Source organism: Corynebacterium sp. KPL2895, assembly GCF_040225815.1.
Lineage (GTDB): Bacteria > Actinomycetota > Actinomycetes > Mycobacteriales > Mycobacteriaceae > Corynebacterium > Corynebacterium rhinophilum.
Window position 1 is genome coordinate 1 of sequence record NZ_JBEHFY010000035.1, and the last position, 15,699, is coordinate 15,699.

Sequence of the window (15,699 nt, forward strand, 5' to 3'; positions counted from 1 at the left end):
CGGTGTCTTGGCGCAATCGTGGACCAGGAACCCGCTAGCGGACCCCGGATTTATCGGTATTACCGCAGGCGCGTCGTTCTTCGTTGCCCTAGGCACGGCCATTGGCATTGCTACCACCACCGGCATGCGCACCTCCTTCGCGCTTGTCGGCGCGGGCATTACCACGCTGCTGGTCCTGGCCGTCTCCCGGCGGTTTCAGGATCCGCTAACGCTCATTCTGGTCGGCGCTGGCGTCTCCGCCGCTCTGGGATCGGGAGCGGTGATCATCGGCCTGTATTCCACGGACGTCCTCGATAGCATGCGGCGCTGGACCATCGGCTCGACCTTTGGGCGCGGCCCAGAAGACGTCGCCATTGCGGGTATTGGCCTGCTCATCGGCCTGGCGTGCGCGGCAATGGCGGCCAGGCCGCTTGACCTATTGGCCATGGGGGAAGAGTCCTCGCTCGCCTTGGGCGGATCCCCCACTACCGCGCGGGTGGGCGCGGCACTAAGCGTCGTGGTGTTGGCCGGCAGCGCGACGGCGGCAACGGGTCCCATCGCCTTTGTTGGCTTCGCCATTCCCCACATCGTGCGGCGGGTGGTCGGCCCCAGCGTTGCCACGATGATCCTGCCCTCCGCGCTCCTGGGCAGTTGCGCCGTGCTTGCCGCCGACATCATCGGCCGCCTCATTGTGGGTAACTCGGAGCTAGAGATGTCCATCGTTCTTGCCATCGTGGGCGCGCCTTTCCTCATTTGGGGCGCTCACCGCGGCGTGGGCAGAGCGTGGGGCGATAACGCATGACAACAATAAGCAGTACCCTGCAAGCGCAGCAGCGTCGCAGGCACGTCCGCGTGCTCGCATCGACGCTGGTATTCGGCCTTATCGCCTTTGGCGCCTACCTGGTGTTGCTGGGGCAAGGGCCTTTGGAGTTGAGCCCGCGGCAGGTCCTCGATGTGCTCACCGGCGGCGGCAGCGAGAGCCACATCAGGGTGGTGTGGGACTTGCGCTTGCCGGTCGCCATCGCCACCGTCATCGTCGGCGCCGCCCTCGGCGTGGCCGGTTCCTGGACGCAGACCATGGCGCGCAACCCGCTGGCATCGCCGGATATCCTGGGCGTGACCGGCGGCGCATCGGTGCTGGTAGTACTGGGCACCGTGCATTCTCGCCCCGGTTTCGCGGACGGCATCCCGGACTTCTGGTGGCGGGCATGCTTGGCGATGATCGGCGCCCTTCTCGTCGTCATCCTCCTCGCCGTCCTGGGCGGCATCGGCACGAGCAATCGCATCGTCATCGTCGGCATCGCCTTATCGCTGATGTTTCAGGCCGTCGTGGCGTATTTGATGCGCAGCGCGCAGATCCAGCGCGCGGCCGAGGCACAAACGTGGCTTGCGGGCTCGACCGGGTTCGTGCGCATGGAGGTCATCGTGCCCTTACTCGTGGCATTAGCACCGTTTCTCGCCATAGGCATCTGGTGCGCGCGGGAGCTGCCGCTGCTTGCCCATGATGATTCCTCTGCCACCACCCTGGGCGTGAATATCTCCCGCCAGCGCGCTCTGCTGCTCATTGCGGCAACCGGCATCTGCGCCGTGGTGGTCTCGGTGGTTGGGCCCATTGGCTTTATCGCCCTGCTGGCGCCGCACCTGGCGCGGATGGTGGCGCGCACGCCCACGCCATCGCCGGTGGCATCGGCAGCCGCGGGCGCGGCGCTGCTGACCGTGTGCGCGGTTATCGCCGGCGCGATTCCGGTCAACGCGCCGGTGGGCGCGGTCTCCTCGGTCATCGGCGGCTGCGCCCTGGTGGTATTGGTGTGGAATGCGGCCCGGCGCACGTAATCGCTGTGGCGCGCCACAGCGAGGATTGGGCGAGCGAAGCAACCACAAAGTCCTACACACTCGTACGTGGATGAAGGAAAAGATATGACGGATAATCAGCCCACGCGCTCGAAGCGCCGGTGCAGCCTCCAGGCCACCGGCATCCATGCGGGATATAAGGACGGCGAGGATATTCTCGCCGGCGTCGATCTGCATGCACGCGCCGGTGAGGTCACCACGCTCATCGGGCCCAATGGCTGCGGCAAGTCCACGCTGCTCAAGACGCTGTCTAAAATCCTGGCCCCGCGGCAGGGCAGCGTTATGGTCGGGGACGCCGACCTGCATGCGATGAACGCGAAGGAAGCCGCGCAGCAGGTGGCGCTGCTGCCACAGCACCCCGTGGCCCCCGATGGATTGCGGGTGGGCGAGTTGGTCGCGCGCGGGCGCCACCCCTATCAGGGCAGGATGCGCGGCCTTTCTCCTACGGACCGAGAGATCATCGCCCACGCCTGCGAAGCCACGGACATTGTGGACTTCCTCGAGCGCGATATCGCCTCCCTATCGGGTGGGCAGCGCCAGCGCGTCTGGCTAGCGCTAGCGTTGGCGCAAGATACGCCGGTGCTGCTTCTCGATGAACCCACGACCTTCCTCGACCCCGCCCACGCCATGAGCATGCTGGAGCTGGCTCGAACACAGGCGCGCGCCAGCAAAACGGTGGTTGTGGTCCTGCACGATCTCATGCTGGCGGGCCACTACTCCGATTCCATGGTGGTAATGAAAGCTGGCGATATCATCGCGCGCGGCGCACCTAAGCAAGCGCTGGCCCCCAAGGTCTTGGCGCAGGCCTATGGCATCGAGGCGGAGGCCTGGGACGACCCGCTTGGCGATGCCCCCATTATCGTCCCCCGCCGCGTCCTCCCCAGCGACAAGTAAGCGCTCCCCCCCGCTAAGCGCGGGGAGCGTGTTGCTCAGATCGGCTACTGCCGCGCCAACCGGCGGATATCCAAAACCGAAATCGCGATGATGAAGAGGCTGAGCACGCAGCCGACGCTGAGGAGGAAATTGCCAATGCGGTAGGTGCCCGTGCCTACTTCCGCCATATTGCCGTAGATGTAGATCCAGATTCCCCAGCCCACCAGCAGCACGATGCCGGCGATTCCGGAGAGCAGCTTGAGACTGCGTGGGGAAGCGGGAGCGAAGAACTTAAAGGCGGCATCGATAAGCGCGGCCGCTGCCAGGGCGATGCTTAATCCACCCGAGAGCCACAGTGGGAGCAGGGCTGCGGTGCCGACGACAACGGGGAGGATGAAGGCGAGGAACGCTAAGAGGAATAACCCCAGGTGTATCCACATCGTGCGCTTGGTGTAGCTCATAGGGCAGACTCTACTTCCTTGCGCAGTGGGGGATTGGCGCCGGTGCGGGAGACGGTGATGCCGGCCGCGGTGGCGGCGAAGTGGAGGATATCGCGCCACTGTTCGGCGCTTAGTGCTGCGGCCTTGTCCGCATCGAGGTCGCGTTCATCCAGTTGCGCCAACAGGGCGGCCATGATGGTGTCGCCGGCGCCGATGGTATCGGTGACCTCTACCGCGGCTGCGGGAACGTCGAGGGAAATATCCCCAGCCCTGACGCTAATTCCATCGCCGCCGCGGGTGGTGACCACGATGGGGACCTGGGAGGTGAAGTCCTCGCCTAAAAAGTCCACCTCTTCATCCGATAGCTTCAGCACAGAGACGTGTGGCAGCAAATCCGCCAAGAATTTCTTATGCGCGTCGGTGGCATAAAAGGGTCGGATATTGGGATCAAGGGCGACGAGCGTTCCCTGTGCGGCGAAGTCCCTGAGCAGCTGCGCGTAGCGGGAAGCACCCGGCTCCAAGGCCAAGGAAACGGTGCCGAAGCAGGCAATATCTGCCGGAACTAGTGTGGGTTCAACGAAGCGATCCGCAGTGCCTTCCACATAAAAGTTATAGGAGGCCGTGCCGTTCTCCGCGATGGTGGTTACCGCTAAGGTGGTCGGTTCCTCCCCGCGCTGCACGTGGGCGGTCTCGACGCCTTCTTCCTCAAGGCGCCGGAATAATTCCTGGCCAAAGCCATCGGTAGAAATCCGCGATTGAAACGCCACGTCCGCGCCCAAGCGCGCCGCGGCGATGGCCACATTGAAGGGCCCGCCGCCCAGTGCCGGGGTGAGGTCATTCAAGCGGCCAGGGGATACTGGAACTAGGTCCACGAGGCCTTCGCCGCACACATGAATAGTCATAGTTCCATAGTATCGGGGACATGAACCACCGACCGAACTTTCACCTGGCCCCGCCACTGGGCCGCCTCAATGACCCCAATGGCCTTTTTGTGGATGGCGATATTCTGCACGCCTACTACCAGCATGACCCTGCCTTTCCGCACAAGCCCAAGCGGACTGGCTGGGGTCACGCCACCACGACGGTGTCCGCGCCTACTCCGTGGCGGCATTACCCCGATGCGCTCTATCCTGACCTGCCCTATGACAAGGATGGGTGCTACTCCGGCGGGGCCGTGGTTGACGGCACTGACATGTGGCTCTTTTATACCGGAAACCTGAAAGAAGCCGGGCGCCGCATCCCCTCACAGAATCGCGTGCGGGTCATGGACCCCTCCGGGCCGGAAGGCGGGATTTATGTCCGCGATGCCGCGAACCCGCTTATTGCTGATTCCCCGGAGGGATATACCGGCCACTTCCGCGATCCCCATATTTCCCGCGCTGGGGAGGGATGGCGCATGGTCATTGGTGCGCAAACGGAAGACGAACGCGGAACCATCGTGCTGTATTACTCGCAGGATTTAAAGCAGTGGGATTTCCAGGGAGAGCTTGTTTTTGATGATCCCGCGCAGCTTCCCGGTGGCTATATGTGGGAGTGCCCCAACCTGCTGACCTTTGGGGATAAGCACGTGCTCATTTTCTGTCCACAGGATGAGACGGACCGTTGCGGCTACGTCGTCGGGACCTTGGATGGGCTTAATTTTCACGTTGAGCGCGGCTTTACCCTGCTGGATCACGGCACGCAGTTCTATGCGCCGCAGGCAACCGAGGAAAACATCCTGCTGGGCTGGATGGGCATGCCCGCTCATGACGAAACTCCAACGCAGGGGTGGGTGCATACCTTGACTATTCCGCGGCGGCTGTGGCTGGAGGATAACTACCTGTGCCAAGAACCGCTGTGGTCTGCGCTGCCGGAAACCGGCGGCAGGGAGGGCTTTGGCTCGACCATTGATGTCACGGGGGAGGGGGCATATGCGCTTGTCGATGCCACTGGCAACGAAGCGTTCCGCGTGGTGCAAGGCGGTGGCACCATCTCTTTCAATGGTGGTGAGCCGATCGCCTGCCCCGATGGAGAAATGCGGCTGATCGCTGATGGCTGCGCCGTAGAAGTCTTTGCCGGCGACGGTCGCATCGCCGCGGCATTCGCGGTTTTTGGTGATGCTCCGTGGCAGGCATGGGAGCCGCTGGACTAAGACCTTGCGGAACTAGGGTCGATAGCTTTTTGCTTTGTGGACATTTTGGCCCAAACAGACTTAAATGGGAAGTGGTAAATCACATTTGGTCATTTGATGCGACCTAAATAACAAAGGTTGGTCCATGGAGCATAAAGATGTCGCCGCCCGCACCCTGAAGGCATTAGGCGGCGAAGATAATATTATTGCCCTTGCCCACTGCGCCACGCGCTTGCGCATGGTGTTGGATGATTCGGACAAGGTAGATACCGCAGCGCTAGACAACGATCCAGATCTGAAGGGCACCTTCGAAGCCGGTGGCATGTTCCAGGTCATCGTGGGACCGGGCGATGTCAATATCGTCTTTCAGGAAATGACAAAGTCCATTTCCAAGGACGTCGCCGTGTCCACCGATCGGCTAAAAGATATTGCCGCGGAATCCGGGAACTGGTTCTCCCGTGCGGTCAAGGTCTTGGCGGATATTTTTGTTCCGCTAATCCCAATCCTGCTCGGCGGCGGTCTATTGATGGCATTAAATAATGTGCTGACCGCGCCGGGACTATTTGGGGATCAATCAGTCATCGAAATGTATCCCTCGTGGGAAGGGTTTGCCGGGCTGGTCAACCTCCTGGCATCCGCCCCCTTTGCCTTCCTTCCTATCCTCGTGGGCTTTACTGCTACTAAGCGCTTTGGCGGTAATGAATTCCTCGGTGCGGGCATGGCCATGGCGATGGTCATGCCAGATTTGGTTAGCGGCTATAACGTTGCTGAGGCTATTGAAAATGGCGAGATGCCCTACTGGGATATCTTTGGCTTAGACGTTGCCCAGGCCGGCTACCAGGGCTCCATCTTGCCCATTCTGGTCATCGCCTGGATCTTGGCGACAATTGAAAAGTTCCTGCACAAGCACCTCAAGGGCACCGTGGACTTCATGCTCACGCCCCTGCTTACCCTGCTGGTGACCGGCTTTATTACCTTTATGGGGCTGGGCCCAATCTTGCGCACCGCCGGTGAGTGGTTGGGCATGGGGTTGGCCAACCTGTATAACTTTGCAGGTCCTGTGGCCGGCTTCCTTTTCGGTCTGGTTTATTCACCGATCGTCATTACCGGTCTACACCAATCCTTCCCGCCCATTGAGACGATGCTGTGGAATGAGGGCGGTTCCTTCATCTTCCCCATTGCCTCGATGGCCAATATCGCCCAGGGTGGTGTGGCCTTGGCCGTGTACTTCCTGGCGCGTTCCGAAAAGCTCAAGGGCTTGGCCGGTGCCTCCGGTATCTCGGCGCTGTTTGGTATTACTGAGCCCGCGATCTTCGGTGTTAACCTGCGCCTGCGTTGGCCGTTTTATATCGGTATGGCGGCATCAGCCATCGCCTCTACGTTCATCGCCATTTTTGGCGTGCTTGCGGATGCCCTCGGTGCCGCCGGCTTCATTGGCTTCGTCTCCGTTCCCCGCTTTGTCCCGACCTTCTTGTTGTGTGGTGTCATCGCCTTCGCCGTAGCCTTCATCGGGGCTTACCTATACGGGCGCGTGCTCATCCATCGCAATGGCACCATTGACCCTGATGAGATCAATCCGCCCGCCGCGCAGGCTTTGGCTGCCGAGGCCGCTGAAGAGTCTGCTGCCAGTACTTCCGCGGCCGAGGATGCCGCGACGATCTTTTCCCCGCTAGAGGGAAATGCCGTGCCCCTATCTAAAGTTGAGGACCCCATGTTCGCCGGGGGCAAGCTGGGTAAAGGCGTTGCGATCGAACCGACCGTCGGCAAGCTCGTCGCGCCTGCCGATGGCACCATCACCGTGACCTTCCCCTCCCACCACGCCTACGCCCTGCGCGTGGAAGACCCAGAGGTGGGGTCGATCGACATCCTTATGCACATTGGCTTCGATACGGTAAACCTCAAGGGCGAACACTTCACCTCACACGTCAATAAGGGCGATACCGTCAAGCAAGGCGAGGTCCTGGCTGAATTCGATATCGAGGCCATTAAGGAAGCGGGACTGCCGGTAACGACGCCAATCGTTGTGTCCAACGCCAAGAAGACCGGCCCCGTTATTCCCACCGAGGCTTTCCGCGAGGGCGAGCTCATCGGTTCTGGAACTGACCTATTTACCGTTGACCCAAAGGCTGGGCAGGAGACTGCGGAGACTTCTGCGAGGGAAGCTACGTCTTAAGGGCTGGGGTTTCTGATACAAGAAAGGCTGGGGATAAACCCCAGCCTTTTTACTTGTTGGTATTCATTAGGCGCCGTTGCGCGCCCGACGGGCGAGCGCATTGCCCAAGCCTTGGATTGCTTGTACCACCACGATGAGGATAATCACGGTGAAGATAATGGCTACGGTGTCGAATTGCTGATAACCATAGGAGACCGCCAAGTCACCGACGCCTCCACCACCGATGGTGCCCGCCATCGCGGCGGCAGAAATCAAGGTGATGGTGGATGTAGTCAGTGCCAAGATTATCGAAGCCCTAGCCTCCGGCAGCAAGAAATAGCGGATGGTTTGCCATAGGGAAGCGCCCATGGATTCCGCTGCTTCTAGGATGCCTTCACCAACTTCCAGCACCGATTGCTCGATGAGGCGAGCCATAAACGGCGCTATGAAGGCGCTATGAAGATGGTAAGCGGCACCAGCGCACCGTATTGACTAGGAAGTCTGTGATCCTGAACAGCACACGGTTGGGGTACATGCCTTGCGGGTGAGCAAGGGCCAGGATGATTCCCAGGGTAACTCCGCCTATTGTCCCCAGGAAGAGGGAAATGCCCACCATATAAAGGGTTTGCCAGCCGGCCTCTAGATACTGATCGATAGAAACCTTGGTATCGAAAATTTCGGTTAAGTCCATTAGTTCACTACTTCTGCATTGAGCTGACCCTGCCGCTGGAAGATGCCGTGGAAGCACGGTCTTTACCAACTGCTGAGTCAGGGGTTGCTGAGGGGCAGAGGAAAGGCTGGATTCAAAGAGTACGAGGTTTACCACGGGCTACAGATGCACCCCGCTAAAGGACGCAACCGCTGTGAAGTGAAAACCCTGCTTTTTGTGTTTTGGAAGTAGCTAGTTCATGTGGTTCAATATGTTAGTTGCGAGAGCTGGTCGGTCCGCAGTGGTGCGTTTCCGAATCGCCGGTCCGAGACCCATCGACGCCGTACGGTGTTCGTTGTAAAAGTTCGCGCACAGCAAGTTTGTAGACCGCGTGTGGCAAGGACGGAAATCTTGTCGCACATCAATCCAGGTCAGGAGACCCATAGTGATTCAGCAGGAATCGCGTCTGCGCGTCGCCGACAACTCTGGTGCACGTGAACTTTTGTGCATCCGCGTTCTCGGTGGCTCAGTCCGACGCTTCGCTGGCATCGGCGACGTAATTGTCGCCACCGTCAAGGACGCTGTTCCAGGCGGCAGCGTAAAAGAAGGCGATGTAGTTAAGGCAGTTATCGTCCGCGCGAAGAAGGAAACCCGTCGTCCGGACGGCTCCTACATCCGCTTTGATGAGAATGCTGCAGTTATTCTGAAGGGCGATAGCGAACCTCGCGGTACCCGTATCTTCGGCCCGGTTGCTCGTGAACTCCGTGATAAGCGTTTCATGAAGATCGTTTCTCTAGCACCGGAGGTGATCTAATCTTATGAAGATCCATAAGGGAGATATGGTGATTGTCATTTCGGGCCCAGATAAGGGTGCGAAGGGCAAAGTCATCGAGGCGTACCCGAAGCGCGAAAAGGTCCTCGTTGAGGGCGTTAACCGCATCAAGAAGCACGTCGCAAACTCCGCTACTGAGCGTGGCGCCGAGTCCGGCGGAATTGTTACCCAAGAAGCCCCGATCCACGTGTCCAACGTAGCGATCGTTGACTCTGAGGGTAACCCGACCCGCGTGGGCTACCGTTTCGACGAGAACGGCAAAAAAGTCCGCATCGCGCGTAGCAACGGGAAGGACATCTAAAAATGAGCGAGAACTACACCCCGCGTCTGAAGACTCGCTACCGCGAGGAAATCCGCAAAAACCTGAATGAAGAGTTCAAGTATGACAACGTCATGCAGATCCCTGGCGTTACCAAGGTCGTAGTCAACATGGGTGTTGGCGAAGCCGCTCGTGACTCCAAGGTTATCAATGGTGCTCTCGAGGACCTGACCGCTATCACCGGTCAGAAGCCACAGCTGCGTCGTGCTAAGAAGTCCATCGCGAACTTCAAGCTGCGCGAAGGCATGCCCATCGGCGCACGCGTTACCCTACGTGGCGACCGTATGTGGGAGTTCCTGGACCGCCTGTTGACCATCGCGCTGCCACGTATTCGTGACTTCCGCGGTCTGTCTGACCAGCAGTTTGACGGCCACGGTAACTACACCTTCGGCCTGTCCGAGCAGTCTATGTTCTACGAAATCGACATTGACAAGATCGATCGTCCCCGTGGTATGGACATCACCGTCGTTACCAGCGCTACCAACGACGAGGAGGGCCGTAAGCTTCTGCGCGAGCTCGGCTTCCCGTTCAAGTAAATAGAGATAGAGCGCTAAAAGGTCCCAACTCCATGGAAGGAGTTGGGACCTTTTAATTTTGTTGTCATCTGTGGATTCTAGGGGTCATTGCAACGATGACGGTTACTTGGGTGTGATACTACCGGTTTGTGTCAGGGCGTTGGTCAGGACTTCGGCTGATGTGCGCCAGTTGAGTGCTTTGCATGGTTTGTGATTGGTGGCGATCATCTCTAGGTTCTCGGCGCTGTAGATGGACAGGTCACTGTTTTGGCAAGGTTTCTTCTGAGCCTGCCGTTGGTGTTTTCGTTGCTGCCGCGTTCCCACGGCGGTCCTGGGTGGCAGAAGTAGATGGGAATATCAGTGGCCATGGTAAAGGCTATACGGCCAGACACTTCACTTTCTTGGTCCGGTCGTGTCCTCCTTATTAAGCTTTAAAAACATAAGGAACGTCGAAGCTATCATTAGCCCAACGGCGAATGTGTAGTTTGAAGCATTCATTAATCCACCAAAAATGGATAGTACAAATCCGACGATAAAAGCCCCAGATTCCGATCTTGGGTAAGAATCTCTACGTATAAAGGCGTAGTGCAGGGCCATGTATATTACTGCCATAACAAGAGGGAAAAGCCTTAATTCTCCCCAGAAAAAACCCGCTACACAAGTGGATACAAGAATGCTGGCAGGAAGTAAAATAGATTTCGATATGCGACTAAACAAAGCTAATCGCACTTCTCACGGGGAGCTTTCTCCCATCCAATGTTCATGAATTGGCTTAGGTCATAACATTGATCGTCATGGGCCCATTTTCGCTTAGCAGTCAATTTATTCCACGCTGCGGTTGCAGCAACGCTACATGCGGTGCCGAACTTTACTGACTTTCCTAAGAGCCCGCAGACAGTACCTGCGAACCCAGAAGCACCAAGGCTCCAAAACTCCTCGCCCGTCATGTAAATACGGGGACCCCAGTCCCATTCGAACCTTACGAATGAAGCCGGTGAAGCTTTCACAGGATCGCCCAGTACGTCGTACTCGACAGAAATTCCTTCCGGGAAAACCTTTTTGTAGGTTTCCACCTTTCTTCCGTAGAGGACTACTTCAGATGTTTTTTGGAAATCATCACGCTTTAGTTGGGATCGCCGTTTATGAGGGTCGTGAGAATACTCATCTCCAAAGTTGAACAATTCAACATAGTTTTCGGACGTGACGGCGGAAGGTTCCTGAGCAGTGGCTGGAGCTATAGCTCCACTGGTGATCAAAAGTGCGGACAAGGCGATTGAGCTAAATTTACTTCGCATAATGTTTCTTCGTTAATTGGGGATGAATCAGGAAGCTTGGTAAAACCCAGGCTATCCCATTGAACTATGTCAATGCAGCGCTTCAGTTTAGCTTCCACCCCTATTCGGGGAGAGATTTAAAGGCTTGTGGTGTAAATAACCACTTTAAAACGCAAAATGAGCCCGGCCCGAGCTGGTACTCGACCCTTTTCAAGGCTCAGATCTGCGGTATAGGTTGATGCTTATTGGTTTTTAAGGTCGTGGATCAGTTCCAATTGAGAGGCCGTCGCAATGGGGTGGTGCAACGGCCTCTGGAGTCAAAGGGCTACTGACTGTTCTTGGAGCGCTTTTTCATCAGGGCTATGCCGGCGCCAATAAAGACTGCAGCGAGCACGAGTACCCAACCGACATTGGCACCCGTGGAAGCCAGCGAACCTTTGTGGGAGTTGGAGGAACCTCCGCCGGATCCGGAGCCAGGTCCAGAGCCCCCGTTCGTTGCGCCCTTAGCGGTAGTGGATTTGCTGGAGCCTTCTGACTTCCCAGCGCTATTGCCCTTGGCCGCCTTGGCGCCCGCATTTGATCCAGATGAGTTAGAGGCCTTGGACTTATCGGATCCCGGCTTAGTAGTGCCGGTGCTATTCGGGCCGTTATCCGGTTTGGTAGCACCTGGTTGCTTATTCTTCGAGGAGTCTGCGGGCTTGCCCTCTTCCTTATCGCCTTCTTCGGCAGCGCCTTTTCCGCCGGGCTGGGTGGTTGAATCACCCACGAGGAAGGTAACGGTGTGCCAGTCGGTGAGTTTGTCGCCGTTGTGGTTGACGGCACGCATGTCCATCTCATAGCGGCCTGGTTCTGTAAAAATCCAGTGCGCGTGGACATGGAAAGGCCCGTCCTCAACGCCCTTAATCGTATGGGTACCGTTGCTATCGGCCAAGGTTCGTTCCGGTGTATTCAGGGAGGCAGTGTGGCCGGCCCACCATTTTCCGTCCGTAGGTGCCGACTTGGGGCGAACCTCGATAGCAGCGTCACGGTAGTCTTGCCCGACCTTGATCGTGTCCCATCCCGGCCACACAGCATTGTGATCCTGTTGTAATGGCAGGTGGTAAATCGTCGAGCCAGTCTTTACCATTCCGGTAAAGGACAGGGTCTTAGCCAGAGAGTCAGCGACCGGCACGCGTTGCGTATCGTGAACGCGTAGCGCTACGTCTTCAGGCGCGTTGTGGCGGTCGTCTTCGTTGACATAGAAGCCGAGCTTATTGTCCACAACCTTTGGCCCGAAGTCGATGTGGCCCTTGGTAATCTCGCGCTTCTGGGACGGTGTTGCGCTGGGAGCAGGTTCCGTTGTCTCTGGGTTTCGTTCTTTCGACGGCGCGGTGCTTTCCGTGCCGTTATCGGCGGAGCTTCCGGCATCGTTCTCGGTCGTGCCATCGGTACTGTCGTTGGATCCGCCTTCAGACGCATTGTCGTTTCCCTTAGTTGGTGGGGTAGCAGATGATGAATCCTCGCTAGCTACCTTGAAACGCAGAACGGCCTTTTTCGCGGTTTTGCCGTCTTTTTCGGCTACCGTGACACCAACTTCATACGTACCGGGCTTGTTGAATGCCCAGTTAAGGTGCATGTGGTCTGGGCCTTCGGTGGTATAGGAATGCGTACCATCGCTGCCGGCAAGGCGCTGGTCCAGGCCGGTTTGATCAGCCAGGTATGCCAACCATTCGCCGTCCTTCGGGGCTTTGACGGGGGTAAAGGTAAAGGTGTAATTCTTCTTGGTGTCCTGGTAGGCATCTTCGGTGCTTATCCCAGGCCACACCACGCCGGTGCGCTGTGTCTCTGGCAGGACGTAGGCAGCGCTGCCTTTCTTTCCAAAGTGGGGGATGTCTTTGTCCAAGGTGGTCTTGACCTGCTTGGGAACGCTGAAAAAGACATCGGATGGCTTACGCCAGATTGCACCAATGTGGTAGAGGTTCGTCTCGTCCTTGATGCCCAGGTGTAGCTCACCATCCTCGTGGATAGGGGCGATATCGACGTGACCCCGGTGCAGATTGAGCTCCTTGTTGGGGGCGTCCTTATCCTTCGGGCCCTGCGGTTTGGGCTTGGGGACACTGGGAACCGAAGGCTTTGGGGTCGTGGAAGGTGCCTCAGGGGAAGACTCTTCGGTTGGGGCGGAACCCTCTGACTCTTCTGCTTCTTCCGAGTCCTGCGGCTTCTCTGGTGCGTTGGAGTCTTCTGGCTTCTCCGATCCTTCTTGTTCCGGTGCATCCCCGGAAGCGGAAGCCTCCGGGAACGAGACGGTGGTCTCAGCTACCGGCTTATAAGCGTCTTTATGGGTATGGCTAAATAGCGTGGCGCCGCCGGCATTGGAGCGCGAATCAGGAACGATGCGTAGCATGAGCTGGTAGCCGGGCTGCTTACAGCCCTCGATGAGTTGCTTGCTCGTCCTTAGCCCCGGCCCAGAAGTAAAGCCGATTTCGCAATCTGCAACAGCGTTCTGCGGCAGGCTAGTCATCGGTTCGCCATTTACTTTGTAGAAGCCGCCGGTAACGCGCACCGTGGTACGGTCATCCTCGGGAGCTACGGTGATGTCGATATTACGGTCGTCCTCGCCGTACACTTTACTGGTGGAAACGGTGATATTTGGGCTCGTGATCTCAAGGGGATCGGTCTCAAACGGCTCTAACTCTTCCATCTCTGGGGTAGGAAGCTCGCCGTTTTTCGTTGTGTAAGCTTCCGCATCTTTACCGTCTTTTTCCCCGTCGGTGCTGGTCCAGAACTTTATGGGTTCGGATACCCAGCGTGGGCTTGGGGAATTATTGTCGGGAATGAAGATGGCTTGGAAGTTGGATTCTTCATCACCAATCATTTCATCCCACGAAGCCTTACCGCCTTCTACCTTGCGCTCGGCTAGATAGTGGCCGTTGATGGTGAATACGGCGCGGCCGGAGTCCTTGGCATTGCCGGTATCGAGGGAGAGCGTGGTGAGGATGCCTTCCTTCGCACCCTTGGTATCAGCCGTGGAGGGCGCCATCTTAAACATAGGGGTGTTGGACTCGGAATCTTCGCCTGCGGAGCCTTCAGACTTGGCGTCGTTAAAGGCAGCTTCAAGGTCGGTAATCGTGCGCTCGGCGGGGTTGGTGCCGCCTACCTGCCATACCAGGGTTTGTGGCTCGGAGTGGATGAAGGTGCCATCCTTCTTTCGAGCCGAAGCGCGGTAGGTTACTTCGTAGTGGCCAGGACGGGTAAACGTCGTGGCGTTATGCGTATGCGTGCCTGCATTAACCCAGGTGGTACGGAATCCTGGGTCGTGAGAGGACCAGAGGCGGTTGAGGGGATAGTTCTCGTCGCTGTAGGTAAACAATTCCATGCGGCCGGGGCCCTTGAAATCAACGATTTCCATGTTGAAGGATTTATCGCGGAATTGATCGGTGGGAAGATCTGCGGCGGCACCGAACCCAGCCCAGATGGGCATGGTGTTTTTGGGAAAGCCGACCGCGGGGCCGCCGTAGTACATGAGCTGGTTTTTCTCGGCATTGAGAAACTCGAAGCGCGGGTCATCAGGAACGCGCCAGGCATAGGCCCCCAAGCCTCCATCGACGCGGCCGTGGCTGACCCAGTTGATCGTGTCCTCGATGGGGACTAGGCCCGCACTATTGGACATGAGTTTGAAGTTTCCGTCCTTCCACACCGCGTGCGGGGAATCCACGTGCGTTTGGGTGCGGACAAGGGGGGCTTCCTTAGCGAGGGCGAAGGGAGCGTAGAATAACGCGAGCGCCAAGGCCACGACTATGGTGGCAAGGCGGGTTAATGAGTTGGGCAAGGGCATAAGGTTCTCCCAAGGTTAAGTGCAGTGAACTTTTATACAGCTGGGGCGAATATTACACTATTGCAAACAGTTATCGTTAACACTGTTGAAAAATAGTGAGCCTTTGCCCGAGAGCTGGGAAAGAAGATATAGAAATTTCCCACCTCCGGTTGCGGAAGCGGGGACGGTGTAAGGCTGAGGCAAAGGAGCGGATAAGCGAAAGGCGGGCGAGTGACCGCAGTGTTGCTGAGCAGTGAAGCTCTGTCGTCTGCGGTGCGGGTAGTTCCCTCGTGTCCCCATACGCTTGAGTCCCCGGCTAGGCCTTGTTTACCGGAGTCATAGAGATCGGTTGCGGTATAGATGAGCCAGTTCTGGGCAGAGTTTCCAGTGCGCACACATAGCTTGTCGCCGATGGTGACCTTGTGCCCGTTAGTTGACCCATCGTAGAGATTATTGGAACCGGCAGGTACGGCGGCGCCGGTGTGCCCAGCGATAACGACGATATCTTAGGCATTTGTTCCGGGCAGGGAGTAGGGGCGGTCTGCGGCAGTATAAGTGCAGGCCTTGTCCATGGTGTCGGGGTCTATAGCGCCATCGACTACCCGGCATGCGCCCGCGGCAAATTGCGCATGGACGTCAATGGCAAGGATAAACATTTCTACACCTGCAGACGGTTCGATTACGGGAGCATTTTCTGCAGAAACTTCGTTAGTATCTAGTCCTTGAGGCGAGCTGATGCTGCGTTCGGGCGTATTGAGGCTGCGATCGATCGTGCTGATGATGGGAATCGTTGCAACGACCCTCTGAACTCAAGTTCTTCTTTACGGCCGGGCCTTTCCATAGAACCAGTAGGGCACCCACGTGACGTCGTCTGAAGAAAGGCCCCAGTCTTTCACCGCGAGGCCCCGAACC

General features: G+C 57.8%; 14 protein-coding genes and 2 pseudogenes. 8 read left to right on the plus strand and 8 right to left on the minus strand.

Annotated features, from left to right (window positions below):
- The 3 genes from ABRP95_RS11470 to ABRP95_RS11480 all read left to right on the plus strand — a co-directional run.
- On the plus strand, positions 1-781 hold a 781-nt coding region (locus ABRP95_RS11470; RefSeq protein WP_349839468.1), incomplete at its 5' end, for a FecCD family ABC transporter permease.
- Complete coding sequence (locus tag ABRP95_RS11475; RefSeq protein ID WP_284771287.1) at positions 778-1,812, plus strand: FecCD family ABC transporter permease; 1,035 nt, start codon at positions 778-780, stop codon at positions 1,810-1,812. The genes ABRP95_RS11470 and ABRP95_RS11475, both read left to right, overlap by 4 nt.
- An 84-nt stretch (positions 1,813-1,896) precedes the next feature.
- The gene (locus tag ABRP95_RS11480; protein WP_284849910.1) at positions 1,897-2,724 is read left to right on the plus strand and encodes an ABC transporter ATP-binding protein; all 828 of its coding nucleotides are present in this window, start codon (positions 1,897-1,899) and stop codon (positions 2,722-2,724) included.
- Positions 2,725-2,768: 44 nt separating this feature from the next.
- Here the strand turns inward: ABRP95_RS11480 and ABRP95_RS11485 are convergent, their stop codons facing one another.
- Positions 2,769-3,164 carry a multidrug transporter gene (locus ABRP95_RS11485; RefSeq protein WP_284771288.1) on the minus strand — a complete coding sequence of 132 codons (396 nt, stop codon included), beginning with the start codon at positions 3,162-3,164 and terminating at the stop codon, positions 2,769-2,771.
- Positions 3,161-4,045 carry a carbohydrate kinase family protein gene (locus ABRP95_RS11490; RefSeq protein ID WP_284849833.1) on the minus strand — a complete coding sequence of 295 codons (885 nt, stop codon included), beginning with the start codon at positions 4,043-4,045 and terminating at the stop codon, positions 3,161-3,163. The genes ABRP95_RS11485 and ABRP95_RS11490 overlap by 4 nt, the downstream gene beginning before the upstream one ends.
- Before the next feature lie 20 nt (positions 4,046-4,065).
- Between ABRP95_RS11490 and ABRP95_RS11495 the strand changes: the two genes are divergently transcribed.
- A complete protein-coding gene (locus ABRP95_RS11495; RefSeq protein ID WP_349839469.1) occupies positions 4,066-5,274 on the plus strand; it encodes a glycoside hydrolase family 32 protein in 1,209 nt (402 codons plus the stop codon).
- Between the two features lie 124 nt (positions 5,275-5,398).
- Positions 5,399-7,426 carry a sucrose-specific PTS transporter subunit IIBC gene (locus tag ABRP95_RS11500; protein ID WP_349839470.1) on the plus strand — a complete coding sequence of 676 codons (2,028 nt, stop codon included), beginning with the start codon at positions 5,399-5,401 and terminating at the stop codon, positions 7,424-7,426.
- 66 nt (positions 7,427-7,492) lie between these two features.
- On the opposite strand, the pseudogene ABRP95_RS12115 reads toward ABRP95_RS11500, so the two are convergent.
- Positions 7,493-7,855, minus strand: a pseudogene (locus tag ABRP95_RS12115) (ABC transporter permease subunit); the annotation flags it as partial.
- Positions 7,856-7,859: 4 nt separating this feature from the next.
- A complete protein-coding gene (locus tag ABRP95_RS12120) occupies positions 7,860-8,096 on the minus strand; it encodes an ABC transporter permease family protein (protein WP_410755986.1) in 237 nt (78 codons plus the stop codon).
- Between the two features lie 403 nt (positions 8,097-8,499).
- Here ABRP95_RS12120 and rplN point away from each other — a divergent pair, with 403 nt between their 5' ends.
- Genes rplN through rplE form a run of 3 tightly spaced genes read left to right on the plus strand, consistent with a single transcriptional unit; the run spans position 8,500 to position 9,741 of the window.
- Positions 8,500-8,868, plus strand: a complete 369-nt coding sequence (gene rplN, locus ABRP95_RS11510; RefSeq protein WP_121910625.1) for a 50S ribosomal protein L14 — start codon at positions 8,500-8,502, stop codon at positions 8,866-8,868.
- Between the two features lie 4 nt (positions 8,869-8,872).
- Entirely contained in the window at positions 8,873-9,187 is a 315-nt protein-coding gene (gene rplX, locus ABRP95_RS11515; RefSeq protein ID WP_005276967.1) for a 50S ribosomal protein L24, read from the plus strand.
- 2 nt (positions 9,188-9,189) lie between these two features.
- Positions 9,190-9,741, plus strand: a complete 552-nt coding sequence (gene rplE / locus ABRP95_RS11520) for a 50S ribosomal protein L5 (protein WP_023025194.1) — start codon at positions 9,190-9,192, stop codon at positions 9,739-9,741.
- A gap of 102 nt (positions 9,742-9,843) precedes the next feature.
- Here the strand turns inward: rplE and ABRP95_RS12125 are convergent.
- The 4 genes and pseudogenes from ABRP95_RS12125 to ABRP95_RS11535 all read right to left on the minus strand — a co-directional run.
- A pseudogene (locus tag ABRP95_RS12125) lies at positions 9,844-10,127 on the minus strand (transposase); the annotation flags it as partial.
- A gap of 312 nt (positions 10,128-10,439) precedes the next feature.
- Complete coding sequence (locus ABRP95_RS11525) at positions 10,440-11,015, minus strand: hypothetical protein (protein ID WP_284771292.1); 576 nt, start codon at positions 11,013-11,015, stop codon at positions 10,440-10,442.
- A gap of 304 nt (positions 11,016-11,319) precedes the next feature.
- The gene (locus ABRP95_RS11530) at positions 11,320-14,808 is read right to left on the minus strand and encodes a choice-of-anchor M domain-containing protein (RefSeq protein WP_349839471.1); all 3,489 of its coding nucleotides are present in this window, start codon (positions 14,806-14,808) and stop codon (positions 11,320-11,322) included.
- Positions 14,809-15,293: 485 nt separating this feature from the next.
- Positions 15,294-15,443, minus strand: coding sequence for a hypothetical protein (locus ABRP95_RS11535; RefSeq protein ID WP_284771294.1), 150 nt, complete (start codon positions 15,441-15,443; stop codon positions 15,294-15,296).
- Positions 15,444-15,699: the final 256 nt, after the last annotated feature.